Here is a 23,710-nt window from a genome sequence, read left to right on the forward strand (position 1 = left end):
GCCGCGCGTCGACCTGGCCGAAAAGCCGTCTCGGAACCTCCGCAGCCTAGCTACCGGTTGGTCGCCGACTGCGGAGGTCTACGAACCGCTCATCGACCGTCCGGCTGCAGCGTGACCGCCCGAGGTCGACACCATCGCCGACCGGCGCCGGGACGCCGCGACCGCGAGCAGGGTGAGCCCGATCGCAAGCATGACCATCGTCGCGACGCCGTAGGGGTAGTAGATGTGGCTGGTCAGGAACGACCAGGCGCCGACGACGGCGAACAGCGCCCCGATGCCGGCGGCCAGGCGCCAGAGCCCCGGGGCGCGGACGAGGGCCAGGACCGCGGCGAGCAGCGTCGCGGCGAGGTAGGCGTAGGACCCGACGACACCGAGCTCGTCGGCGATCTCGAACAGCCACCCGACCCAGGGCCCGGGGCCCATGCGCATCGTCTCGTGACCGCCGCCCACGCCGGCCAGTGCGTCGAGCGCGCCGTAGAAGCCCGCGTAGACGAGCCCGAGGACGGCGGCGAGCCCCGAGAGCACCCACCCGAGCGGGCCCGCCGGCCGGGACACGTGCACGACCGCCCAGGGCCCGAGCGCGAGCAGCGGGAACAGGACGAGGCCGATGACGTGCAGGTCGCGCCACCACGGCGCCGTCTCGGGGGTCAGCATCGCGGGGTGGGTGCTGCCGAGGAACGCCAGCGCGAGGGCCGGGAGAGCGGTGGCGGTCACGGCGGTCACCGCAGGGGTCGCGCGCATCCGGCGCATCCTCCCAAACGCGGCATCCCGCCCCGGTAATGCGCCGACCGCGTACACGCTGTCATGATCACGACAGCGGAATCGGACGCCCGTGCACCGATCGGGTGGCGTGATCGTCCGGATATCGCGCTGCGTACCACCCCGATGTTGCACTGTCCGGGTGACGGCCGGCGACGGGACGACGTGGTGACGCTGCTCGCGGGCGCGCTCGCGGTCCTCGCCGCCCTGCTCTTCGCGATCGCGTCGGTCGCCCAGCGGGGCGCGGCGGCCGACGTGCCCGACGAGGAGGCGCGCGGCGGGCGCCTGATCGCCCGCCTCGTGCGCTCCCCGCGCTGGTGGGCGGGCACAGTTGGCGACACCGGCGGGTTCGTGGTGCAGGCCGCGGCGCTCGGACTCGGCGCCCTGCTGCTCGTGCAGCCGCTGCTCGTCACCACCGTGCTGTTCGCGCTGCCGCTCGAGGCGCGCCTGACCGGGCGGCGCATCGGGCGGGCCGAGGTCGTGTGGGCGGGCGTCCTCGTCGCCGCGCTCGCGCTGTTCGTCGTCGTGGGCGAGCCCGCGGCCGGGGCCGACCGGGCCCCGCTGCGCACCTGGGCGCCGTCGCTGGTCGTGCTCCTCGCGCTCGTCGCCGCGTGCGTGCTGCTGGCCGGGCGCCGCCGCGGCCCGCGCCGCGCCGCGATGCTCGCGGTGGCGACGGGCCTCGTCTACGGGCTGGTCGCGGCGCTGACGAAGTCGGTGGTCGACGCGCTCGGCGACGGCCCGGTCGCGCTGCTGACCTCCTGGGAGACGTGGGCCCTCGTCGCCGCCGTGGCCGGGGGCACGTTCCTGCAGCAGACGGCGTTCGGCGCCGGCCCGCTCGCGGCGTCGCTGCCGGCCGTGACCGTGGGCGAGCCGGTCGTCGCGGCCGTGCTCGGCGTCGTCGTCCTGTCCGAGCAGGTGCGCGCCGACGGCGTGGAGTGGGGGCTCATCGCCGTGCTCGTCGCGCTCATGATCGCCGCGACCGCGGCGCTGTCGCGGTCCTCCGCGGCGGCGACCCCGGCGCCCGTCCCCGTGGAGGTGCCGTGACCATCACCCTCGACATCGAGCACCGCGCGGCGGCGGCCTGGATGCTCGGGTCGTTCGTCGCCGTCTTCGTGCTCACGCGCGTGATCGTGCGGATGATCCGGGCCGGCAGGGGGCCGTTCCGCAACCAGTCGGTGGGCGGCGTCCACCTGCACCACCTGGTCTGGGGCATCTTCCTCATGCTCCTGGCGGGCGTCGGCGAGTTCACCTACCAGCCCGAGCCGCCGTGGCTCTACGTCCTGGCCGCCGCGTTCGGCGCCGGCGCCGCGCTGACCCTCGACGAGTTCGCGCTCTGGCTGCACCTCTCCGACGTCTACTGGGAGCGCGAGGGCCGGGTCTCGGTCGACGCCGTGCTCGTCGTCGGCGCACTGATGGCCCTGCTCGTGGTCGGCGCCAACCCGTTCGACTCCGACACGAACGACGGCGTCGTGGCGGTGGTCGTGACGATCGTCGTCGGCGGCCTGCTCTCGGTCGTCGCCCTGTTCAAGGGCCGCCCGCTGCTCGGCCTGCTCGGCCTGCTCGTGCCGGTGTTCTCGCTCGTCGGCGCCCTGCGCCTGGCCCGTCCGACGTCGCCGTGGGCGCGCTGGCGCTACCCGGAGGGCTCGCGGAAGGCGGCGCGGGCGCGACGCCGCTTCCCCGAGCGCGACCGCCGGCGCTGGGACGCCGTCGTGGAGGCGATCGCCGGCGCGCCCGACGACCCCGACCCGACCGCCCCGACCGCCCCGACCACCCCGGCCACGCCCGCCACCCCGAGCCCGGCGCCGGAGGAGGCGCCGAAGGAGCAGGAGGGAGCGCGCTGACATGGACGCCCCGACGGACGCCCACCTCACGCACCTCGGACAGCAGGAGCTTCGCGCGGCCAAGCTCGCGGCACGCCGGGCGGCCGGTGAGACCGAGCCCTACCGGTGGCCGGTGGACCACGCGATCGCGGCGATCCGCGAGGAGCACACCGACCTGGCCCCGGACACCGTCACCGACGTCCGCGTCCGGATCGCGGGCCGCCTGACCGGTCTCCGCCGCCAGGGCGGGCTGAGCTTCGGGACACTGCGCGACCGCACCGTCACCATCCAGCTCTTCGTCGACACCGCGGTGGTCGGGCAGGACGTCCACGCGGCGATCGACGACCTCGACCGCGGCGACTGGGTCGGCGTCGCCGGTGTCGTCATGACCACCCGGCGCGGCGAGCTCTCGATCCGCGTCGAGCAGGCCGCGCTGCTGGCCAAGGCGCTGCGCCCACCCGCAGGAGGCCACCACGGCCTCACCGACGTCGAGACCCGCTACCGGCAGCGCTACGCCGACCTGCAGGTCAACGAGCGCACCCGCGAGATCTTCCGCATCCGCCACGCCGCCGTGCACGCCATCCGCGGCCACCTCGCCGACCAGGGCTTCACCGAGGTCGAGGGGCCGGTGCTGCAGAGCATCCAGGGCGGGGCGTCCGCGCGGCCGTTCGTCACCCACCACAACGCGCTCGACCTCGACATGTACCTGCGGATCGCCCTCGAGCTGCACCTCAAGCGCCTGATCGTCGGCGGCATGGAGCGGGTCTTCGAGATCGGGCGGGTGTTCCGCAACGAGGGCGTCGACACCCGGCACAACCCCGAGTTCACGATGCTCGAGGCCTACCAGGCCTTCGCCGACTACCACGACATGATGGACCTGACCGAGGGCATGGTCACCGCGGCGGCGCGCGCCGCGCTCGGCGACGAGCTGACGGTCCGCTACCAGGGCCAGGAGATCGACCTGCGCCCGCCGTGGCCGCGCCGTCGCTTCGCCGACATGATCGCGGAGAAGACCGGCGAGGTGATGCACCCGGAGATGCCGATCGCGGACGCCCGGGCCGCCCTCGACCGCCTCGGGCTCGCGTGGGAGCAGGGCTGGGGCGCCGGCCGGCTGATGAAGGAGGTCTACGACGAGCGCGTCCAGCACGACGTCGTCGGCCCGGTGTTCTGCATCGCCTACCCGCGCGAGGTGTCCCCGCTCGCCCGCGCCCACCGCGACGACCCGGCCTACAGCGAGCGCTTCGAGCTGATCGTCGCCGGGTTCGAGCTGTGCAACGCGTACTCGGAGCAGAACGACCCGGGCGAGCAGATGACGGCGTTCGAGGAGGAGGCGCAGGCCAAGCGAGACGGCGACCCCGAGGCCGGCGACATCGACCTCGACTACGTCCGCGCGCTCGAGTACGGCCTGCCGCCCACCGGCGGGCTCGGCATCGGCATCGACCGCCTCGTCATGCTGCTCGCGAGCGTCGACTCGATCCGTGAGGTCATCCTCTTCCCGACCCTGCGCCCCGAGTTCGCCCCGCCGCCCGGCGGCGGCCCGGGCGGGGCCCACCGGCCGGTCCTGCCGCCGACGCCGATGCCCGCGGCCGCGCTGGCCGCGGCGACCCCGCCCGTGCCGGTCGGCGCCGGCGTCGGCGGGGCGGCCCTCGCGGCCGCGCCGGCCCCACCACCGCCGGAGGAGACCGAGCGCCGGCCGTGGGTGGTGTCGGTCGTCGCCGGGCTGACGGCGCTGGCCGGGCTGCTGCACCTGCTGGTGCACCTCCCGATCGTCCACGAGCGCCTCGGCGACCGGGTGGGCCTCGACCTGGTGCCGCCGTGGTTCGCGGTCACCGGGCACGTCCTCTCCGCCGCGATCGGGCTGCTCCTGCTGCTGCTGGCCGACCAGCTCGCCAAGCGCAAGCGGGCGGCGTGGCGCGTGGCCGTCGCGCTCTCCGCGCTCGCTGTGCTCGCGCACGTGCTCAAGGGCCCGCACCAGGTGGGGCTCGCCATCAGCGTGGCGCTGCTGGCGCTGCTCGTGGTCGCCCGCGGCTACTTCCGGGCACCCGCCGACCCGCCGTCGCTGCTGCGGCTGGTGCGGTTCGTCCCGATCTACCTGGCCGCCGTGCTGGCGTTCGGCTTCGTCTCGCTCGGCCTGCAGAGCGGCCGGATGACGCCGCCGCTGACCTTCGGCGGCGGCCTCGAGACGATCTTCGGGGGACTGGTCGGGCTCGACGGGCCCTACACGTTCTCCCGGCGGCTGTTCGCCGACACCTTCCCCGCCGCGCTGCTCACCCTGGGCGTGGTCGGGCTGGTCGTCTTCCTCGTCCTGCTGTTCCGGCCGCTCACCGCCCGCGACCCGCACACCCGCGACGACTGGACGCGGGCGGAGACGCTCGTGCACACCTACGGGTGGGACACCCTCGCCGCCTTCGCGCTGCGCGACGACAAGAGCTTCTTCTTCGGTGCCGACGGCCGCGCGATGATCGCCTACACCTACCTCGGCGGCTACGCCCTCGCCGCGGGCGACCCGATCGGCGACGAGGCCTCGCTGCCGGCCGTGGTCGACGAGTTCCTCGCCATGTGCGCGCAGCGGGCCTGGACGCCCGCCTTCCTCGCGGCCCGCGAGGAGGACACCCGCGAGGGCGGGCTGCTCGCGTCGCGAGGCTTCCGGTCGTTCTACCTGGGCGACGAGGCGATCATCGACTGCCCGTCGTTCACGCTCGAGGGCCGGGACCGCAAGAGCGTGCGGGCGGCCGTGCGGCGCGTCGAGCGCACCCACCGGTTCCAGATGATCGCCGAGTCGGCGGCGTCGCCGAAGCTCGTCGATGCGCTGAACGCGATCTCGGAGAAGTGGCGGGGCAAGGACCCCGAGCGCGGCTTCACGATGTCGCTCTCCCAGGACATCACCGGCTCGCAGGCCAACCGCGACTTCCTGCTCTGCGTCGCCCTCGACGCCGGCGGCGTGCCCGGCGGCTTCCTGCGCCTGGTCCCGGCCTACGGCGGCCCGGCCACCGGCACGACCTTCGGCTACACGCTCGACCTCATGCGCCACGACCCGGGCGCGCCGAACGGGATGACCGAGTTCCTCATCGCGCGGAGCGCGACGGCGCTGGGCGAGCGGGGTGTCACGCGGCTGTCGATGAACTTCGCGATGTGGGGGCGGCTGTTCGCCGACGACGTGCCGTTCACCGCCACACAGAAGCTCGCGCGGCGCGCCGTCGGTGTGCTCAACCCGTTCTTCCAGGTCCGCTCGCTGCACGACTTCAACGCGAAGTTCGGTCCGCAGTGGCTGCCGCGGGTCCTCGCCTACCGCAGCCCCGCCGACCTGCCGCGGGTCGGGCTGCTCTACGCCGGCGCCGAGGGCTTCCTCGCGGTGCCGGGTCTCGGACCGATGTTCGTGCCCGCGGCCGTCGGCGGCGCGCCGTCGCCGTCGAGCACCGCGCCTCCGGCCGCTGCATGAGCCGACCGTGACGGTCGACAGCATCGGCGAGATCGACATCACGACCGACTCGTTCCTCGGTCTGGGCGCGATCCTCGCGCTGCTCGTGGTGGTCGTGCTGGCCGTCGTGATGCGCACCAGGCTGGGCCGGATCACGCGGGCCGGGAAGGTCGCGCTGGTCTCGGTGACCACGCTGCTGCTGCTCGTCGGCTCCGGCGCCGGGGTGAACGCGCACTTCGACTACTTCCGCACACTCGGCGACGTCCTGGGGCTCCCGCCGTCCGACGAGGTCGAGCTGGCCGCGCTGCTGGCCCGCAAGGACCGCCCCGACCGCGGCGTCGTCACGACGATCACCATCCCGGGACCGGAGTCGGCGTTCTCCGGGCGGCCGGCGACCGTCTACGTGCCGCCCGCGTGGTTCGCGCGCCCGCGCCCGTCGTTGCCGGTGGTGATGCTGCTGCACGGCACGCCCGGGACGCCGCAGGACTGGCTCGACGGCGGCCAGGCGGCGGCGACCGCCGACGCCTACGCGGCCGCGCACGGCGGCCGCGCGCCGATCCTCGTCATGCCGGACGTCAACGGCACCGTCGACGGCGACACCGAGTGCGTCGACAGCCTCGCGGGCCGGGCGGAGACCTACCTGACCGTCGACGTCCCCGGCTTCGTCCGCGACGTCTTCCACACCGCCGCCCCCGGGCGTCCGTGGGCGGTCGCCGGCCTGTCCGAGGGCGGGTCCTGCTCGCTGATGCTCGCCCTGCGCCACCCGGACCTGTTCGCGACGTTCGGCGACTACGCAGGCCTCGCGGGCCCGCGCGCCGGCGACACCAACGCCGACACCGACTCGGCGGTGGCGACGCTGTTCGGCGGGTCCGCGGCCGCGTTCGCCGCCCACGAACCGGCGTCGCTGCTCGCCGCCCACCGGTTCCCCCAGCTCGGGGGCTGGTTCGAGGTGGGCGACGCCGACCCCGAACCCGCCGCGGCGGCGGGTGCCCTGGTCCCGGTGGCGCGGCAGGCGGGCATCGCGACGTGCTCGGTCGTGATCCCGGGCGGCGGGCACACGTTCGCGGTCTTCTCGCAGGCCTTCGCCGACTCGCTGCCGTGGATGGCCGGGCGGATCGGGGCGGGGCCGCCCGCGCGGACCTGCCCGTCGTCAGTGCCCTGAGCCGGCCGCTGAGCCCGTCACGAGACCCCACTGCGTCGCGCACCGCGCCGCGGCGGCGCGGTTCCGTGCGCCGGTCTTCGCGAGGACGTGCTCGACGTGCGTGGCGACCGTGCGCGGCCGGATCCCCAGTCGTCGGGCGATCTCGGGATTGCTCATGCCGTGGGCGACGCCGTCGAGCACCTCCAGCTCCCGCACCGTCAGCCCGGCGGGCGGGTCGATCTCGCGGTGCAGGACGAGCACGCCGCGGGGCGTGGGGTGCAGCTCCACCCCGACGACCTCGCCGGCCGTGACGACGAGGAGCGGACCGCGCGGCGGGCGCGCGACGAGGGCCGCGATCGGCGAGGGCGGTCGCACCAGCTCCGGCCGCGCCCCCGCCGAGAGGGCGACGACGCGCCCGGAGCGCTCGACGAGCAGACCGTCCCCGCCGTCCCCGCCGAGGGCACCTGTCCGCGGCGCGGGCACGGGCACCGGGTCGATCGCGGTGGCGAGATCGGGGCCGAGGAGCTCGAGCAGCGCGATCGTGTCGTCGTCGGGGTGCCGGGCGTCGAGGGTGCTGGCGTTGAGCATGCCGACGTAGCGGTCGTCCGCCGCGAACAGGCACAGCGTGACGCCGTCGCGGAAGCCGAGCGGGTGGATGATCCGCTCGAAGATCTCACCGCGGCGACGGCGGGGCTCGAGGTCGCGCACGCGCACGGCGTGCCGGCCGTCCCGGACTACCGCGAACAGGCGATCGGTGTGCATCCGGGTGTCGATGAGGTCCGTGATCCCGGCGGGGTAGGACGACGCGAGCGTCCGGTGCCCGCCCGTCGCTGGCGCCGCGACCGAGAGCGCGAGGCAGTCGGCGGGGATGACGTCGCTCAGCGACGCGAGCACGGCCCGGGCCGCGCCGGGGGAGCGGCTCCCGTGGCGCCGGAGGAACGACCGCAGCTCGCGGGCGGCCGCGACCGCGGACATGCCCGGGACGCTACGCGGCGGCACCCGCCGAGACCAGGAACCGGACCCCTCCTGACCTGCGCATCGGTCGATCGACCGATGCCGGCGCGGGCCGATCGGGCCAGCATCGGCGGCCCGACGAACCTGGAGGCCCGATGACACCCAACGAGTACGCCGAGCTCGACGCGACCGGCCTGGCCGCGCTGATGAGCAAGGGCGAGGTCAGCGCCGAGGAGGTGCGCGCCGCCGCGACCACCGCACTGGACGTCGTCGGGCCCCGCCTGAACGCGATCATCGGAGAGCGCTTCGCGTCGCCGCTCGACCACGACCCGGACGGGCCGTTCGCCGGCGTCCCCTTCGCGATCAAGGACCTGATCGTCCACGCCGCCGGGGTCCCGCAGGCCGCGGGCAGCCGCCTGCTCGGCGAGGGCGTGCCGATGCCGGCCGATACGCACCTCATGGCCCGTTTCCGTCGCGCCGGGCTCGCGACGCTCGCCCGCACCGCGACTCCCGAGCTCGGGTTCAACGCCACCACCGAACCCGTCGCGACCGGTCCGGTCCACAACCCCTGGGACACGACCCGCAGCCCCGGCGGATCGTCCGGCGGCTCGGCGGCCCTGGTCGCCGCGCGGGCGCTGCCCGTCGCGCACGCCAACGACGGCGGCGGCTCGATCCGCATCCCGGCCGCCGCCTGCGGCCTGGTCGGGCTCAAGCCCTCCCAGGGCCGGACGTCTCCCGGGCCGGACTACGCCGACCCCCTGCTCGGCATGGGCGTGGAGTTCGTGGTCACCCGGACCGTCCGCGACGCCGCGGGGCTGCTCGATGAGGTCCACGGCTACGAGCCGGGCGACCGCTATCTGCTACCGGACCCGCCGCGGCCCTACGCCGAGGAGGTCGGCCGGGGGAGCCGGCCGTTGCGGGTGGCACTGTGCACCACGCCGTTCACCGGCGGCGGCGCGGTCGATCCCCGCTGCACCGCGGCGACGGAGGCGGTGGCGGGGACGCTCGAGGGCATGGGACACGGGGTGGAGGTCGCGGCGCCGGACCTGGACGCGGCCGCGTTCGACGCCGCCAACCTGGTGGCCTGGACGAGCTTCCTCGCCGACGGCGTGGACGTCCTCGCGGGCGCGCTCGGCGTCGAGCCCGGCCTGGACGTCCTCGAGGCGGCGACACTCGCGTGCGCCGAGTATGGCCGGACCCTCACGGCGGGCGACCTGTTCGCCGCCGACCGCGTCTTCAACGCGACCCGCCGCGCCGTCGCGGGCTTCCACCAGCGATACGACGTCGTCCTCACGCCGACCATGAACGTCCCGAACACCGCGCTCGGACACCTCGACCAGAACGACCCGTCCCGGGACGCGCGGGGCTGGTACGACCACATCTTCGCCACGGCGGGCTTCACCGCGCTGTCCAACTCCACCGGCAACCCGGCGATCTCGCTGCCGCTGGGGCGGACCGCGGAGGGCTGGCCGGTCGGCGTCCAGGTGATGGCGCCCTACGGCGACGAGTCCACGCTGCTGGCGCTCGCCGCCGACCTGGAGCGGGCGATGCCGTGGGCCGGCCACCGCCCGCCGACCGGCTAGGTCACGGGGAGCCCCTCGATGGCCTGCTGCAGCGTCCGCTGCGCGTCGTCGGCGAGCTTCCCCAGGGCCGGCACGAGCAGCGGCGTCGCGAGCTTCGCCGCGCCGTGGAACGTGAACGTCGCGCGGTAGGTCACCGTGGTGCCCGGGCCGTCGGCGGTGAGCGTCATGTCGTCCTCGCTCGTCACGGTCTTGTTCCGGCCGACGATGCGCAGGTGGCCCGGCTCGTCGGCCTCCAGCGTGTAGGTCAGCGTCGTCTCGCGGCCGCGGAACTCCGAGACGTTGCGCCACTGCTTGCCGACGCCGACCGGGGTGTCGTCGACGGGCGTGCAGGAGATGGTCCCGGCGTCCCACTCCTCGGCGTTCGCGAAGTCGCGGAGGTAGGCCTGGACGGTGCCCACGGGGGCGGGGGAGTGGGCGGTGCGCTCGACGGACGGCATGCCGGGGGCGTACCCGTCCCCGGCGGCGGCCACCCCGCGGGCTACCGTCAGGGGCCGTGACCACGGATCCGGACCTCGTCGTCGTCGGCTCGGGCTTCTTCGGGCTGACCGTGGCCGAGCGGGCCGCCACGGAGCTCGACAAGCGCGTCCTGGTGGTGGAGCGCCGCTCCCACCTGGGCGGCAACGCCTACTCCGAACCCGACCCGGAGACCGGCATCGAGGTGCACCGCTACGGCGCGCACCTGTTCCACACCTCGAACAAGCGCGTGTGGGACTACGTCAACCGCTTCACCGACTTCACGGGCTACCAGCACCGCGTCTTCACGATCTTCGAGGGCCGCGTCTACCCGATGCCGGTGAACCTCGCGACGATCTGCGAGTACGCGGGCCGCGCGATGTCGCCCGACGAGGCGCGCGCCTGGGTCGCCGAGCACGCCGCCGAGATCGACGTCGCGGACGCGTCGAACTTCGAGGAGAAGGGCGTCTCGCTCGTCGGCCGCCCGCTGTACGAGGCTTTCTTCGCCGGCTACACCGCCAAGCAGTGGCAGACCGACCCGAAGGAGCTCCCGGCGTCGATCGTCTCGCGCCTGCCCGTGCGCTACACCTTCGACAACCGGTACTTCTCCGACACCTACGAGGGCCTGCCGGTCGACGGCTACACGGCCTGGCTCGAGCGCATGGCCGACCACCCGAACATCGAGGTGCGCTGCGACACCGACTGGTTCGACATGCGCGACGACCTGCCGCAGGACGTGCCGACCGTCTACACCGGCCCGCTCGACCGCTACTTCGACTACAGCGAGGGCGAGCTCGGCTGGCGCACGCTCGACTTCGAGTCCGAGGTCCTCACCACGACGGGCGACTTCCAGGGCACGCCGGTGATGAACTACGCCGACCGCGACGTCCCGTTCACGCGCATCCACGAGTTCCGGCACTTCCACCCGGAGCGGACGTCGTACCCGAAGGACAAGACGGTGATCGTGCGGGAGTACTCGCGCTTCGCCCAGCACGGGGACGAGCCGTACTACCCGATCAACACCGCCGAGGACCGCGCCAAGCTCGAGCGCTACCGCGAGCTGGCCCGCAAGGAGGCGACCAACCGGCGGGTGCTCTTCGGCGGGCGTCTGGGCACGTACAAGTACCTGGACATGCACATGGCGATCGGGTCGGCGCTCACGCTGTTCGACAACCGGATCGCCCCGTGGTTCACCGAGGGCGCGTCGTTCGACGGCGCGGACCTCGCCGAGGTCTGACGCCCGTCACCCTGACGGACGCTCCGTCCGGCTCGACGATTCCGTAGCGTCACCGCATTCGCGTGCGTCGTCGCCTCGGAGGTCCTGTCGTGTCCGCCCCCCGTCCCCCGGCGACGCTCCGTCGCCGGCCTCCTGGCGCTGCTCTCCCGCGCGGCCGTCCTGACGCTCTCGGCCTGTGACACGTCCTCGGAGTCAGGCGGGGGCTCCGGTGGCGGGACCGCCGAGCACGGCGGCGCCCACCCGTCCGAGCACGGCGGCGGTCACCCGACGAGCGAGCACCACACCACGGCGCCGACGTCGCGGCCCTCGGAGTACAACCCGGCGAACTGCCCGACCGGCCTGGTCTGCTCGCCGTCGACCCCCTGAACAGCCGGAGCCCGATCAGGAGAAGTCGATCTCTCCGGAGCGGGTGCGCTTGAGCTCGGTGAAGCCCGGTGTCCGGGCCAGCAGGAGGGCGCCGTCGAAGGCGTCGAGGGCGTCCTGACCGCGGGGGACGCGTTCGAGGATCGGACCGAAGAAAGCGACGGTCCCGGCGTCGGTGCGCACGTGCAGGGTCGGCGTGCCGACGTCGAGGCCGACGGGCGCCATGCCCTCCTCGTGGCGGGCGCGGACGTCGTCGTCGCGGTCGGTCACGTCCGCGGCGGCGTAGAGCGTCCGCGCGTCGAGATCGGGGCCGGCGAGCTCCTCGCACACCTCGCGCAGCACGCGATCGCGTCCCCGCAGCCCCCCGTCGTGGAAGCGGGTGCCGAACGCCTCGACGAACCCGGCCCACGCGCCAGCACCCCGCGCCGCGACGAGCCGGGCGCCGACCCGCGCGGGTCGCCACGCGCTGTCCTCCCCGCGCTCGGGCGCCACCGGGTCCTCGCCGTTCAGCACCGCGAGGCTCATGCGGCGCACCTGCAGGTCGATCGGCCGCTGCCACCCGACCTCGCGCAACCACCGCAGCGCCAGCCACGCGAACGGACAGACCGGGTCGACGTAGACGTCGACGTGGGAGGCGCGCACCCCCGGACGGTAGGCCCGTGCGGCCCCGACGGATGGAATCGCGCACGGCGCCGACGGGGGGTCCCGGGCGCGCGGCCGCCTCGCCGTTACCGTCGTCCGTGTGACGAGCACGGTCGGCAGGAGCGGGACGGTGGCGATGACGGCGAGGCCCGCGGGGCCTGTGGGTGCCGCGCTGTTGCAGCGCGTCATCCTGCCGCGGCCGGCCGACCCCACGTCGGTGCGCGCGCTGTACCTGGACGAGGGCACGGCGACGTCGGTGAAGACCACGGCGCCGACGGCCCACCGTCCCGGCACCTACGACGAGACCGCCGACGAGTACGTCATGCACGTGCGCCGCAGCGGCCACCGCGTGGCCGAGGTGGTCTCGCGCACCGGGGTGCGGCTGCCCGAGCGCAGCGACGTGTCGTTCGCCGCCTACTTCAACGCCTTCCCCGCCGCGTACTGGCGGCGCTGGTCGGTGCTCCACGGGATCACCCTGCGCCTGCGGGTGCGCGGTCACGGCCGCGTCGACGTCTACCGCTCGACGGCGAAGGGCGTCGCCGTGCACCTCGCGGGCGAGGTCGTGGGCCCCACCGACGCCGCCGACACCGCCGGCTCCTCCGCGCCCGACGACGGTGCCGAGCGCGAGGTCACCGTCCCGGTGTCGCTGACGCCCTTCGGCGACGGCGGCTGGGTGTGGTTCGACCTCTCCAGCGACAACGCGCCGCTCGAGCTACTCTCCGGCGGCTGGTACGCCGACCAGGAGGCGCCCGGGCGGGCGGCGGTCGCCGTGGGCATGCCGACGTTCAACCGCCCGTCCGACTGCGTGGCCACGCTGCGGGCCCTGGGCGAGGACCCGCTGGTCCGCGACGCCCTCACCGCGGTGATCATCCCCGACCAGGGTTCGTCGAAGGTGCGCGAGCAGCCCGGCTTCGACGCCGCCGCCGCCGCGCTCGGCGACCGTCTGCGGATCATCGACCAGCCGAACCTCGGTGGTTCGGGCGGCTACGCGCGGATCATGTACGAGGCGCTCGAGACCACCGACTGCGAGCAGATCCTGTTCATGGACGACGACATCGTCCTCGAGCCGGACTCGCTGCTGCGCGCGCTCGCGTTCTCGCGGTTCTCGCGCGACGAGATGCTCGTGGGCGGCCAGATGCTCTCGCTGCAGGCGCGCTCGCACCTGCACGCGATGGGCGAGGTCGTCGACCGCGGCACGTTCTTCTGGCAGATCGCCCCGCACACCGCCGACGACCACGACTTCGGCGTCGACTCCTTGCGCGAGACGCTGTGGATGCACCGGCGCGTCGACGTCGACTACAACGCCTGGTGGATGTGCATGATCCCCCGCTCGGTCGCCGAGCGGATCGGGCTGCCGCTGCCGCTGTTCATCAAGTGGGACGACTGCGAGTACGGCCTGCGCGCGGGCAGCCACGGCGTCCCGACGGCCACGGTGCCCGGCGTGGGGATCTGGCACATGTCGTTCGTCGAGAAGGACGACAGCTCGGACTGGCAGGCCTATTTCCACGTCCGCAACCGGCTCGTCGTCGGTGCCCTGCACGGCCCGGACAACCCGCGGGCGATGCTCGCCGACTCCCTCAAGCGCACGCTGCGCCACCTGTTCCTGCTCGAGTACTCGACGATCGCGCTGCACCACATGGCGATGCGCGACTTCCTGTCCGGGCCGAAGGCGCTGTTCGGGGCGCTGCCCACCGCGCTCGGGGCCGTGCGGGCCACCCGCGCCGAGTTCCCCGATGGCACCGTCCACCGCGACGCGGCCGATCTCCCGCACCCGGACATCGGTGCCCGCGAGGCCCAGCTCTGGCCGAAGCCGCCGACGAACAAGATCACCCAGATCGCGTCGCTCGCCCGCGGGCTCGCGCACCAGCTGCGTCCCGTGGACCCGCACGCCCACGAGCGTCCGCAGCGCGACGTGCCCGCCGAGCACGGGCAGTGGTTCCTGCTCTCGCGGCTCGACGGCGCCGCGGTCACGACCTCGGACGGCTCCGGCGTCACCTTCCGCAAGCGTGACCGCGAGATGTTCTGGGCGATGCTGCGCGAGTCGGTGCGCCTGCACACCGAGATCGCCAAGGCCTGGCCGTCCCTGCGCCACCGGTACCAGGAGTCCATGGGCGAGCTGGTCAGCCGCACCGCCTGGCGCGAGCAGGTCTTCGACCGCTTCCGCTGACCCGGCGGTCCCCCTCGCACACGGGGTGTGCGAGCAATGCGGCTTTGCTGGCGTGTGACGCCAGGATCACCACATTCTCGGCGGAGCGACTCGCCGAAGGCGGACCGGACCTGTCCGCCTCCCTTCGTAGCTTCGAAGTCATCAGGGACGACGAGGAAAGTGGGCCCCCGATGACGACGACCGCCGCCCAGGAGACCGCCATGACCAGCATCGACACCGATGAGCGCGACGACCTCCTCGCCGAGCTCGGCCAGGCCCGGCACTGGCTGGTCTTCCCCACCCGCGACCTCACCGACGAGCAGGCCGCCTCCCGTCCCACCGCGTCGCAGCTGACCCTCGGAGGGCTGATCAAGCACGTCACCAAGGTCGAGGAGGGCTGGATGCGCTTCGCGGTCGAGGGCGACAACGGCGAGGAGGGCTTCGAGCTCCCAGAGGGCATGACCCTCGACGACTTCGAGGGATACATCGCGAGCCTCGACGAGAAGCCCGACTGGCTGGTCGAGCGCGAGAACGAGTTCAAGCTCCTGCCGGGCGAGACGCTCGCCGGCGTTATCGCCAAATACCACGAGACCGCCGCCCGCACCGAGGCGACGCTCGCGTCGCTCCCCGACCTCAACGCCCGCCACGAGCTGCCGAAGGCCCCGTGGCACGAGCCCGGCACGTCCTGGTCGGTGCGCCGCGTGATGCTCCACATCATCGCCGAGACCACCCAGCACGCCGGCCACGCCGACATGCTGCGCGAGCACATCGACGGCGCCACCTCGATGTAGGGGCGCCCGCCGGGCCTGCTCCGGCACGTGAGTGCCAAGATGCCGAGCGTGACGGAGCAGGCCGGTGGGCAGCGCACCGAGAGCGGCAGCGACCAGAAGGACGAGGCCACGGGCCAGCAGGCCGGTGAGGCCTCGGGCCAGGAGACCGCGACTGAGTCGTCGGGGTCGTCGGGGTCGTCGGGGTCGTCGGGGTCGGCGGAATCGGCGGAATCGGCGGGCGCGAACGGGTCGGCCACGTCGTCGACGCAGTCCGAGTCGTCCGAGTCGTCGGACGACTCGGGCCAGACCCAACAGACCCAGAACGCCGAGAGCTCTCAGAGCAGCAGCGAGAGCTCGCAGTCTCAGAGCACCCACTCTCAGAGCACCCAGGCGACGCAGACGATCGAGCGCCCCGAGCAGCGGCCGTCGTCGGAGTCGGCGCCGCAGGGCCGGGCGGACCGGACGCCGGTGAACGTCGGCGAGCTGGTGTGGAAGGGCGCCCGCATCCTCGCCTCGGTCGTGCGCGTGGTCGGCCTCGTCCTGGCGGTCGTGCTGGTGGCGTTCATCGTCCTGACGATCGTCGGGGTGAACCCCCTGAACGCCGTCGCGCAGGTGATCGGCGGGGTCGCGAACGCCGCCGTCCTCGCCTTCCGCGACCTGTTCCTGCTCGCCGACCCGACGTTCGCCGTCGTGGTGAACTACGGGCTCGCTGCTGTGTTCTGGCTGCTCGTCGGCGAGTTCGGCTCGCGGCTCATCCGCTGGCTCGGCGCCCGCCTGGCCTGACGCGGTCGCTCACACGGCCACCGCCGCCTGGCCCGCCGCCGCCCCACCCGGCACCGCACGGACGGGGATCAGCGTGGCCAGCCCGAGCAGGAGCACGAGCCCGATGCCGAGGATGCCCCAGCGCTGGGCGCCGAACACGGCGATGAACAGCGCGAACATCGCCGGCGCCAGGAAGCTGACCGCCCGGCCCGTCGTGGCGTAGAGGCCGAAGAGCTCGCCCTCGCGGCCCGGCGGCACGATGCGGGCGAGGTAGCTGCGTGAGCAGGCCTGGGCGGGCCCGACGAACAGCGACAGGAACGTCCCGCCGATCCAGAACGCGGTCGGGCCCGACGAGAACAGCATGACGGCGGCGGTGACGACCAGGGCCGCCAGGCAGACGAGGATGACGATCTTCGGGCCGATCCTGTCGTCGAGCCAGCCGCCGAGCACGGCGCCGAGGGCGGAGACGACGTTCGCGACGATCGCGAAGATGATGACGTCGCCGGGGCTCAGCCCGAAGGTCCCCGCGGCCAGGACGCCGCCGAAGGTGAAGACCGCGGTGAGCCCGTCCCGGTAGATCGCGCTCGAGACCAGGAAGCCGAGCAGGTGGCGGTCGTCGTGGTAGAGGCGGACGAGCCGGCGGACGAGGAGCTTGTAGGACGCGGCCCACCCGACGGCCGCTTCGGTGTCGCCGGGCGGCGGCGGGAACGGGAAGCGCATCCGCAGCACCGGGATCGTCGACACGGCGAACCACACCGCCGCGACGATCACGACCACCCGCACGGCCGTGCCCTCGCCCTCGAACCGGATGACCGGTGAGTCGGCGAGGAAGAGGACGAAGCTGATGAGCAGCAGGACGATGCCGCCGACGTAGCCGGCGGCCCACCCGATGCCCGACACCCGCCCGGTCCGCCCGGGCGGCGCGAGGCGGTAGATCATCGCGTTGTACTCGACTTGCGCGAGCTCGTAGGCGAACGTGCCGACGCCCAGCAGGAGCAGGCCCCACCACAGGTAGGACGGCTCCGGCGCGATGAACGCCATGAGCGCCGTGCAGGCGATGATCACGGCGGTGAGGACGCCCAGCCGCCGCTGGCGGCCGGTCTCGGCGCCCGCCGCGTCGCTGCGCTGCCCGTAGACGGGCGCGACGAGCGCGACCAGGACCCCGGAGACGCTGATCGCCGTGGCCAGCGCCGACGACCCGGACGCCTCGTCGGCCGCGACCGAGCCGGTGAGGTACACGGTGAAGACGAACGTCGTGACGATGTGGTTGAAGGCCGCGGAGCCCCAGTCCCACGCGGCCCAGGCCGCGAGCGGGCGTCCGATGCGGACCGTGGATTCCGGCGGCGTGGTCGAGGACGACACGCGGGCACGGTAGCCGGAGCGGCCGGCCTGCGCGGCTCGTCCGAAGGATGCATGGCTGCTCGGCGGGTGACCGCTGACGTCGTCCGTGCCGCTGAGCGCGGGCATCGAACCACTCGGCGTTCGCCCGTTCGGCCCAGTATCTCCACTCAGGTGACGGCACGTGTCCTCAAGGATCCTCCGACCGTGGCGCCTGCCGGAGCGCGTGCACAGTCAGTTCGAAGATCCGGAGCATACGTCTCGTTGATCATCCGGGCGCGCGACATTGCATGATCACCGTGGAGTGACGACGACCGGCGTCGCAAAGATCCTCCGGGGTCTGAAGGTTCTCAGCTCGCTGGCTACTGTCCGCCCCGCGGCGTCATCGCCGCCGGTGAAGGCTCCCCGTCACCGATCCGGGGCGGGGTGGACCACGTGAAAGGAAGCACTGTGGGAATTCTGCGCAAGTCCGTGCTGGCGACCACGCTCATCGGTGCCGGTCTGGCCGCTACGACCGGTTCTGCCTTCGCGCAGGACGGCGACACCCAGTCCGGGATGGGAAATGTCGACGACGTCCAGACGATCACTCCGGCGAACGCGTGCAACAACAATGTCCCGGTGAATGTGCTCGGGGTCCAGGTGCCGGTTCAGGACGTGGCCGGCACGATCCCGGTGCTGAGCCCGGCCGAGCACGGCAGCGAGCAGGCTGCCGGTGTCTCCAAGAAGTGCGGGAACGAGGTCGGCGCCGAGAACGGCTGAGTGCTCCCGTCGGTGCGGCACGTCGGGTGGGTCAGGTCCTGATCGCTCGCGGCCGGCCGGTCCGCTCCCCAGGATCCCGCCGAGCGGGATCGATGATCTCCCAAGGAGAACCTGCTGTGACTTTTCTGCGTCGCTCCCTGACTGCGACTGCCCTGATCGGTACGGGCCTGGCGTGCACGACCGGTGCGGCCTTCGCCCACGAGTCGCACGGCGGTGACAGCACCGAGCAGCACGGTGTGGTCAACGTCAGCGATGTCCAGACCATCGTGCCGGTCAACGCCTGCGGCAACGACGTGCCGGTCAACGTGCTCGGGGTCCAGGTCCCGGTGCAGGACGTGGTGGGCACCGTCCCGATCCTCAGCCCCGCCAAGGGTGACAGCAAGCAGGACGCCGGCATCGACAAGAGCTGCACGAACGGCGTCGGGGCCGACAACTAGCCGCGGACGGGCGGGTCGACCCCGAATCGACGTCGCCCGTCTGCTCCTCTGTGAGCGCGCCGCGCCGGTCGCTCAGGGAGGGCTCGAGGAGAACCCGGTGCGAGGCCACCCGTCGGGGGATGGTCTCGCACCGGGCTCTCCGAGCCGACCGCCCGCCGTCGTCCGCACGTGCGCGGCCGCAACGGCGGTGTCCTATCCTGCGGGCACAAGGGTTCTCGAGCCGGGGGATTCGGCGTGCTCAAGGGTTTCAAGGACTTCCTGCTCCGCGGGAACGTCGTCGACCTCGCGGTGGCGGTCGTCATCGGCGCGGCGTTCACCGCTCTCGTCACAGCGTTCACGAGCGCTTTCCTGAAGCCGCTGATCCAGCTGTTCTCGGGCGGCGGCGAGTTCGCCGGATCGTTCGTCGTGGACGGCGTCGTCTTCGACTACGCCAGTTTCATCAATGCGATCATCACGTTCATCATCACGGCCGCGGTCATCTATTTCCTCGTCGTCATGCCTCTGAAGTACGTGGAGCAGCGGCGTCGCAGCGGCGAGGAAGAGGGTCCCGCCGACCCGACCGACGTCGAGCTCCTGACCGAGATCCGCGACCTGCTGCGCGAGCAGGCCGTCCGCACCACCGCCGACGGCTCCCGCGGTGACGACGGCCGGGGCACCGCGGGCGGCGCCGGCGGGCGCATCCCCCAGCAGGACCGCTGACTCCTCCCTCCACCCCGCGCCCTCGACGGCGCCCCCACCGACGCGCCCCTCGGGCGTGTCGGCGCCCCACCACCGTGGTGTGCCTCGACCCCCGCGCCCGGCGTCGGCACGTCCCCGTGCGAGCGATGCGGCTTTGCTGGCATCAGACGCCAGGATCGCCACACGCTCGGTCGCGCGACACGCCGTTGCGCGCGCCTCGCCGCACGAGCTCCGAACCACGGCGCGTGGCCGCCACGACCGCGTGACGCGGGCCGAGGAGGTCTTCTCGCCGACACACCCTCGACCCGGTGTCACCGCCACCCGCTCGTGACTAGGCCGTTCGTGGCTCCGTGACGGAGTGCGATCGCCAGCGGGCTCGTCACTCCCTGGTCGAATGGTCGTACTCCCCAATCCACCGATCGGAGTATCAGGACACGGCCACTCGGCGCCGTTGCCCAGATCGAGGGTTGGAACACTCCAATCCGATCCGGTCGTCGGGGGAGGCGCAGTGCGGACGGTGGTGGGGCAGGACCACGGCACGCAGGGCGTCCCGGGTGTGCGGAACGTCGGTGACGGCGTCCCGGGCGTCCGGCGCATCCCGGCGCCGCGCGCCGGTGTCGGCCCGGGCAGGGGCGGCACCGGTCGCGGCGAGGCGCGACCCGCGTCCGCGTCGACGCGGTCGGCGACCGTCGAGATCCCCGCCCTGACCGGCCTGCGGGCGGTCGCGGCGGTGTGGGTGCTCGCGCACCACCTGAGCTTCCTGCCCGTCACCGGCTACGCCGAGTGGTTCGCGCCCGTCGCGCCGCTGCTGGCCGCCGGTGGTCTGGGGGTGGACCTCTTCTTCGTCCTCTCCGGTTTCCTCCTCGCCCGTTCCTACCTCGACCGCTGGCAGGGCACGCCACGGCCGCGGGAGGCCTTCGGGTTCGTGTGGGCGCGTGTCGCCCGAATCTGGCCGCTCTACGCGGCCGTGGTGGTCCTGGCCGGGCTGTGGTGCACGGTGCGCGCCGTCCTGGGGAGCGACGGCGTGATCACGTGGCAGGGCGCCCAGCCCGGCCTGGACCCCCTGAGCTGGCTGCGACAGCTCACCCTCACGCAGATGTGGGACTCGCCGGGCATCGACGGCGTCTCGTTCGTCCTGCCGGCGTGGTCGGTCAGCGCCGAGTGGGCGGCGTACCTCGCCTTCCCGCTGCTGGCGGGCGGCGCGTGGCTGCTGCGCGGCCGACCGCGCCCGGTGCTCGCCGCCCTCGCGGTGCTCGTCGCGACGCCCACCGCGGCGGCGGCGGTGCTCAACGCGCTCGACGGCGACTGGGGCGGCTTCTGGGCCGTGCGCCTCGCCGCGGGCTTCACCGCCGGCGTGCTGACCTGGCTGGTCGTGCGCCGCGTACCGGCTACCCGCACGGTCTCGCGCTGGGCGCACCGGGTGCTGCTGGTCGTCCTCGCCGAGGTCGGCGTGGTCGTCTACTGGGCCGCGACCGCGCCGACGACCGCCACGATCACCGCCGACGCCCGCACCTACCTCGCGGTGCCGCTGCTCCCGCTGGTGGTGGGCGCCCTGGCGCTCACCGACGGGCCGGTGGCGCGGGCCCTCGGGACCTCTCGCCTGCGCCACGGCGGCCGCATCTCCTACGCGCTCTACCTCGTGCACTTCCCGCTGATCGAGATGGCGCTCGTCGCCATGACCCGCATCCCCGCGCTCGCGCCGGACACGGCGGCGGCCGCGCTGCTGGTGCCGCACCTCGCGGTGGCCGCGCTGGTGCTCGCGCACCTCGCATACCGCTACGTCGAGGTGCCTGGCCAGGCCTGGATGCGGGACCGGGACCCGTCGCGGCGCCGGGGCAGTGCGCGCCGGGACACCGCGGAGACCCGCCGTCCGGAGGTCACCCCGCCCTCCGGTCGCCGGGCGGTCGGGCGGCGTGGGGGCAGCCACGCCGCCCGACCGGCAGCGGTCGCCGCCTGACCGTGCGTCCGCGGTTCGCCATCTGACCCCCTGTCAGCGGTGGGCCACCGCTGACATCGAGCGTCAGGATCGCCACACGCTCGTCGGCGCGACACGCCGAGACCACGGGACACGGAGCTTCGGTCGCCGCGAGAGGCGCGCTACGCATGATCGGGAGGTCTCGTGGCCTGCCGAACGTGCCGGTCGCGTCGGAGGGCGCCGCTTCGGTGACGGGTGTCGCGGCGAGAGGTGCGTTGCGCATGATCGAGAGGCTCTGCCGCCTGCCGAACGTGCTCCTCGCGCGTCCGTCAGGCCGACACGACCCGCGGCTCGCGCCCAGTACTCCGCGCTCAGCTCCGCGGGAGCACCGAGCTCGTCAGACCGGCAGGCGACGGAAGATCGGGCGCGGGATGTGGCGCAGGACCGACATGACCGCCCGCAGCGGCGCCGGGGCCCAGACCTGCTCCTTGCCGCTCGAGACCGCGGACACGATGACGTCGGCGACCGCCTCGGGCGTCGTCGACAGCGGCGCCGGGGACATGCCCTCGGTCATCTTCGTGTGCACGAACCCGGGGCGGACGACGGTGACGCGGATGCCCTCGGCGCGCAGCGCCTCGGTGAGGCCGGTGTAGAAGGCGTCGAGGCCGGCCTTGGTCGACCCGTACACGAAGTTGGAGCGACGGGCGCGCTCCCCGGCCACCGACGACAGCGCGACGAGGTGCCCGTGGCCCTGCCGGCGGAACTCGGCGGACAGCGCGACGCCGACCGAGACGGCGGCGACGTAGTTGACCTCGGCGAGCTCGACGGCGACGTCGATGTCCTGCCAGGCCTTCTCCTGGTCGCCGAGCAGGCCGAAGGCGACGACGGCGACGTCGATGTCGCCGCCGGCGAACGCCTTGCGGACGGCCTCGGTGTGCACGGCGGCGTCGCGGGCGTCGAAATCGACGGTCTCGACGGCGGCGCCGGCGCGGGTGAGCCGGGCCGCGGCGTCGGCCAGACGCGGCGACTGGCGCCCGGCCAGGACGACCCGCACCGGGCCGCCTTCCAGGTACTTCTCGGCGGTCGCGAGACCGATCTCCGAGGTGCCGCCCAGCAGCAGCAGGGACGACGGGTGGCCGACGGCGTCGATCATGGAACTCCTCAGGGGGTGAGCCGGAGGCGGCGCGACATGTCCGAGGCGAACACACCGCCGGGGTCGGCGGCGTCGCGGACCTTGCGCCACTCGTCCAGCCGCGGGTACATGGCGGCGAACGTGTCGGGGTCGGTGCGCGAGTCCTTGGCGGTGTAGAGACGCCCGCCCATGGCCAGCACGCGCTCGTCGAGCGAGCGGCAGAACGCCCCGAGCCCGTCGACGATCGGGAAGTCGACGCAGATGTTCCAGCCCGGCATCGGGAAGGACAGCGGCGCGCGGTTGCCCTCGCCGAACTTCTTGAAGACGTTGAGGAACGAGACGTGCCCGGACTCGGCGATGTCCCGGATGATCGCCCGGAACTCGGCCTCGGCGTCGAGCGGGACGATGAACTGGTACTGCAGGAAGCCCTTCGAGCCGTAGGCCCGGTTCCAGTCTCCGAACAGGTCGAGCGGGTGGTAGAAGGCGGTCAGGTTCTGGATCTGACCCCGCTTGTTCTTGGTCTTGCGGTAGTACAGCTCGCCGATCGCCGTGAACGTCAGCTTGTTGGCCAGGCCGTTCGGGAAGACGTCGGGCAGGTTCGCCAGGGTCGGTGCGTCGAACTTCAGCGGGTCCTGACGGAGCTTCGCGGGCAGCTCGTCGAGGCGGGCCAGCGAGCCACGGCCGAGCGCGGCCCGGCCGAGCTTCGACCCGGTGGAGATCGAGTCGAACCACGCCGACGAGTAGTCGTAGGCCTCGTCGGACCCGTCGGAGAAGCGCTCGATGGTCTCGTCGAGGTCGGCGGTGCGCTCGGTGTCGGCGACGAAGTACGCGGTCTCGGTCTTCGTCATCCGGATCGTCGCCCGCAGGATCACCCCGGTGAGCCCGACGCCGCCGACCGTCGCCCAGAACAGCTCGGCCTCGGGCCCGTCGGGCTCGAGGCGGCGGACCTCGCCGGAGGCGAGCAGCAGGTCCATCGACACCACGTGGTCGCCGAAGCTGCCCGCGGAGTGGTGGTTCTTGCCGTGGATGTCGTTGGCGATGGCCCCGCCGATGGTGACCTGGCGCGTGCCCGGCAGCACCGGCACCCACAGCCCGAAGGGCAGGGCGACCCGCATGAGGCGGTCGAGCGAGACGCCGGCGTCGAGGTCGACCAGCGCGGTCTCGGCGTCCACGGCGTGGACCCGGTCGCGGGCCGTCATGTCGAGGACGAGCCCGCCGGCGTTCTGGGCGGTGTCGCCGTAGGACCGCCCGAGCCCCCGGGCGACGACGCCCCGGTCCCCGGCCCCGGCGATCGCCGTGGCCAGCGCCTCGGTGGAGGCGACCTCGTCGCCGGAGACCACGGTGGCCCGGCTGGGGGCCGTGCGGGCCCACCCGGCGAGCGTCTTCTGGGAGCGGGACATCCC

At 73.5% G+C, this 23,710-nt stretch carries 20 protein-coding genes; 13 read left to right on the top strand and 7 right to left on the bottom strand.

Features of this window, described 5'->3' with window-relative positions:
• Nucleotides 1–78: 78 nt before the first annotated feature.
• Nucleotides 79–714, bottom strand: coding sequence for a hypothetical protein (locus QSK03_RS13800; RefSeq protein WP_285652852.1), 636 nt, complete (start codon nucleotides 712–714; stop codon nucleotides 79–81).
• Nucleotides 715–927: 213 nt separating this feature from the next.
• On the opposite strand from QSK03_RS13800, the gene QSK03_RS13805 reads away from it, so the two are divergent.
• Genes QSK03_RS13805 through QSK03_RS13820 form a run of 4 tightly spaced genes read left to right on the top strand, consistent with a single transcriptional unit; the run spans nucleotide 928 to nucleotide 7,159 of the window.
• A complete protein-coding gene (locus QSK03_RS13805; protein WP_285652855.1) occupies nucleotides 928–1,803 on the top strand; it encodes a DMT family transporter in 876 nt (291 codons plus the stop codon).
• Nucleotides 1,800–2,600, top strand: coding sequence for a hypothetical protein (locus tag QSK03_RS13810; RefSeq protein WP_285652858.1), 801 nt, complete (start codon nucleotides 1,800–1,802; stop codon nucleotides 2,598–2,600). The genes QSK03_RS13805 and QSK03_RS13810 overlap by 4 nt, the downstream gene beginning before the upstream one ends.
• Before the next feature lies 1 nt (nucleotide 2,601).
• On the top strand, nucleotides 2,602–6,018 hold the full coding sequence (lysS, locus tag QSK03_RS13815) for a lysine--tRNA ligase (RefSeq protein WP_285652861.1): 3,417 nt from the start codon (nucleotides 2,602–2,604) through the stop codon (nucleotides 6,016–6,018).
• A gap of 7 nt (nucleotides 6,019–6,025) precedes the next feature.
• Nucleotides 6,026–7,159, top strand: a complete 1,134-nt coding sequence (locus QSK03_RS13820) for an alpha/beta hydrolase (RefSeq protein ID WP_285652864.1) — start codon at nucleotides 6,026–6,028, stop codon at nucleotides 7,157–7,159.
• Here the strand turns inward: QSK03_RS13820 and QSK03_RS13825 are convergent.
• On the bottom strand, nucleotides 7,148–8,113 hold the full coding sequence (locus QSK03_RS13825) for a response regulator transcription factor (protein ID WP_285652866.1): 966 nt from the start codon (nucleotides 8,111–8,113) through the stop codon (nucleotides 7,148–7,150). The two genes, QSK03_RS13820 and QSK03_RS13825, sit on opposite strands and share 12 nt — an antisense overlap.
• Before the next feature lie 134 nt (nucleotides 8,114–8,247).
• Between QSK03_RS13825 and QSK03_RS13830 the strand changes: the two genes are divergently transcribed.
• Nucleotides 8,248–9,675 (top strand): amidase, encoded by a 1,428-nt coding sequence (locus QSK03_RS13830; protein ID WP_285652868.1) that lies wholly within the window; start codon nucleotides 8,248–8,250, stop codon nucleotides 9,673–9,675.
• Here the strand turns inward: QSK03_RS13830 and QSK03_RS13835 are convergent.
• Complete coding sequence (locus QSK03_RS13835) at nucleotides 9,672–10,145, bottom strand: SRPBCC family protein (protein WP_285652870.1); 474 nt, start codon at nucleotides 10,143–10,145, stop codon at nucleotides 9,672–9,674. The genes QSK03_RS13830 and QSK03_RS13835 overlap by 4 nt on opposite strands.
• A 23-nt stretch (nucleotides 10,146–10,168) precedes the next feature.
• On the opposite strand from QSK03_RS13835, the gene glf reads away from it, so the two are divergent.
• Nucleotides 10,169–11,365 carry a UDP-galactopyranose mutase gene (gene glf, locus QSK03_RS13840; RefSeq protein WP_285652874.1) on the top strand — a complete coding sequence of 399 codons (1,197 nt, stop codon included), beginning with the start codon at nucleotides 10,169–10,171 and terminating at the stop codon, nucleotides 11,363–11,365.
• A gap of 381 nt (nucleotides 11,366–11,746) precedes the next feature.
• On the opposite strand, the gene QSK03_RS13845 is transcribed toward glf, so the two are convergent.
• Nucleotides 11,747–12,370: a mycothiol-dependent nitroreductase Rv2466c family protein gene (locus QSK03_RS13845; RefSeq protein WP_285652876.1), complete on the bottom strand. Its 624-nt coding sequence runs from the start codon at nucleotides 12,368–12,370 to the stop codon at nucleotides 11,747–11,749.
• A gap of 100 nt (nucleotides 12,371–12,470) precedes the next feature.
• Here QSK03_RS13845 and QSK03_RS13850 point away from each other — a divergent pair, with 100 nt between their 5' ends.
• The 3 genes from QSK03_RS13850 (at nucleotide 12,471) to QSK03_RS13860 (ending at nucleotide 16,069) form a co-directional block, all read left to right on the top strand.
• On the top strand, nucleotides 12,471–14,537 hold the full coding sequence (locus tag QSK03_RS13850; protein WP_285652878.1) for a glycosyltransferase: 2,067 nt from the start codon (nucleotides 12,471–12,473) through the stop codon (nucleotides 14,535–14,537).
• A 170-nt stretch (nucleotides 14,538–14,707) separates the two neighbouring features.
• A complete protein-coding gene (locus tag QSK03_RS13855; RefSeq protein ID WP_285652881.1) occupies nucleotides 14,708–15,307 on the top strand; it encodes a DinB family protein in 600 nt (199 codons plus the stop codon).
• Nucleotides 15,308–15,355: 48 nt separating this feature from the next.
• The gene (locus QSK03_RS13860; RefSeq protein WP_285652884.1) at nucleotides 15,356–16,069 is read left to right on the top strand and encodes a hypothetical protein; all 714 of its coding nucleotides are present in this window, start codon (nucleotides 15,356–15,358) and stop codon (nucleotides 16,067–16,069) included.
• 9 nt (nucleotides 16,070–16,078) lie between these two features.
• On the opposite strand, the gene QSK03_RS13865 is transcribed toward QSK03_RS13860, so the two are convergent.
• Nucleotides 16,079–17,410, bottom strand: coding sequence for an MFS transporter (locus QSK03_RS13865; protein WP_285652887.1), 1,332 nt, complete (start codon nucleotides 17,408–17,410; stop codon nucleotides 16,079–16,081).
• Between the two features lie 426 nt (nucleotides 17,411–17,836).
• Here QSK03_RS13865 and QSK03_RS13870 point away from each other — a divergent pair, with 426 nt between their 5' ends.
• The 4 genes from QSK03_RS13870 to QSK03_RS13885 all read left to right on the top strand — a co-directional run bounded on the left by QSK03_RS13870 (nucleotide 17,837) and on the right by QSK03_RS13885 (nucleotide 21,217).
• The gene (locus tag QSK03_RS13870; RefSeq protein WP_285652890.1) at nucleotides 17,837–18,145 is read left to right on the top strand and encodes a hypothetical protein; all 309 of its coding nucleotides are present in this window, start codon (nucleotides 17,837–17,839) and stop codon (nucleotides 18,143–18,145) included.
• Nucleotides 18,146–18,261: 116 nt separating this feature from the next.
• Nucleotides 18,262–18,582: a hypothetical protein gene (locus tag QSK03_RS13875; RefSeq protein ID WP_285652893.1), complete on the top strand. Its 321-nt coding sequence runs from the start codon at nucleotides 18,262–18,264 to the stop codon at nucleotides 18,580–18,582.
• Nucleotides 18,583–18,816: 234 nt separating this feature from the next.
• Complete coding sequence (gene mscL, locus QSK03_RS13880; RefSeq protein WP_285652896.1) at nucleotides 18,817–19,281, top strand: large conductance mechanosensitive channel protein MscL; 465 nt, start codon at nucleotides 18,817–18,819, stop codon at nucleotides 19,279–19,281.
• 487 nt (nucleotides 19,282–19,768) lie between these two features.
• Nucleotides 19,769–21,217: an acyltransferase family protein gene (locus QSK03_RS13885; protein ID WP_285652898.1), complete on the top strand. Its 1,449-nt coding sequence runs from the start codon at nucleotides 19,769–19,771 to the stop codon at nucleotides 21,215–21,217.
• Between the two features lie 355 nt (nucleotides 21,218–21,572).
• Here QSK03_RS13885 and dprE2 read toward each other — a convergent pair whose 3' ends face one another.
• Together dprE2 and dprE1 are read right to left on the bottom strand one after the other, a co-directional pair.
• A complete protein-coding gene (gene dprE2 / locus QSK03_RS13890) occupies nucleotides 21,573–22,328 on the bottom strand; it encodes a decaprenylphospho-beta-D-erythro-pentofuranosid-2-ulose 2-reductase (protein WP_285652901.1) in 756 nt (251 codons plus the stop codon).
• An 8-nt stretch (nucleotides 22,329–22,336) separates the two neighbouring features.
• On the bottom strand, nucleotides 22,337–23,707 hold the full coding sequence (gene dprE1 / locus QSK03_RS13895; protein WP_285652904.1) for a decaprenylphosphoryl-beta-D-ribose oxidase: 1,371 nt from the start codon (nucleotides 23,705–23,707) through the stop codon (nucleotides 22,337–22,339).
• Nucleotides 23,708–23,710: the final 3 nt, after the last annotated feature.

This window comes from Actinomycetospora sp. NBRC 106375, from assembly GCF_030269665.1.
GTDB lineage: Bacteria > Actinomycetota > Actinomycetes > Mycobacteriales > Pseudonocardiaceae > Actinomycetospora.

Coding starts and splice junctions, on each gene's coding strand:
- QSK03_RS13825 (WP_285652866.1), bottom strand. CDS start 8,113: ATGTCCGCGGTCGCGGCCGCCCGCGAGCTGCGGTCGTTCCTCCGGCGC.
- lysS (WP_285652861.1), top strand. CDS start 2,602: ATGGACGCCCCGACGGACGCCCACCTCACGCACCTCGGACAGCAGGAG.
- QSK03_RS13830 (WP_285652868.1), top strand. CDS start 8,248: ATGACACCCAACGAGTACGCCGAGCTCGACGCGACCGGCCTGGCCGCG.
- QSK03_RS13855 (WP_285652881.1), top strand. CDS start 14,708: ATGACGACGACCGCCGCCCAGGAGACCGCCATGACCAGCATCGACACC.
- dprE1 (WP_285652904.1), bottom strand. CDS start 23,707: ATGTCCCGCTCCCAGAAGACGCTCGCCGGGTGGGCCCGCACGGCCCCC.
- dprE2 (WP_285652901.1), bottom strand. CDS start 22,328: ATGATCGACGCCGTCGGCCACCCGTCGTCCCTGCTGCTGCTGGGCGGC.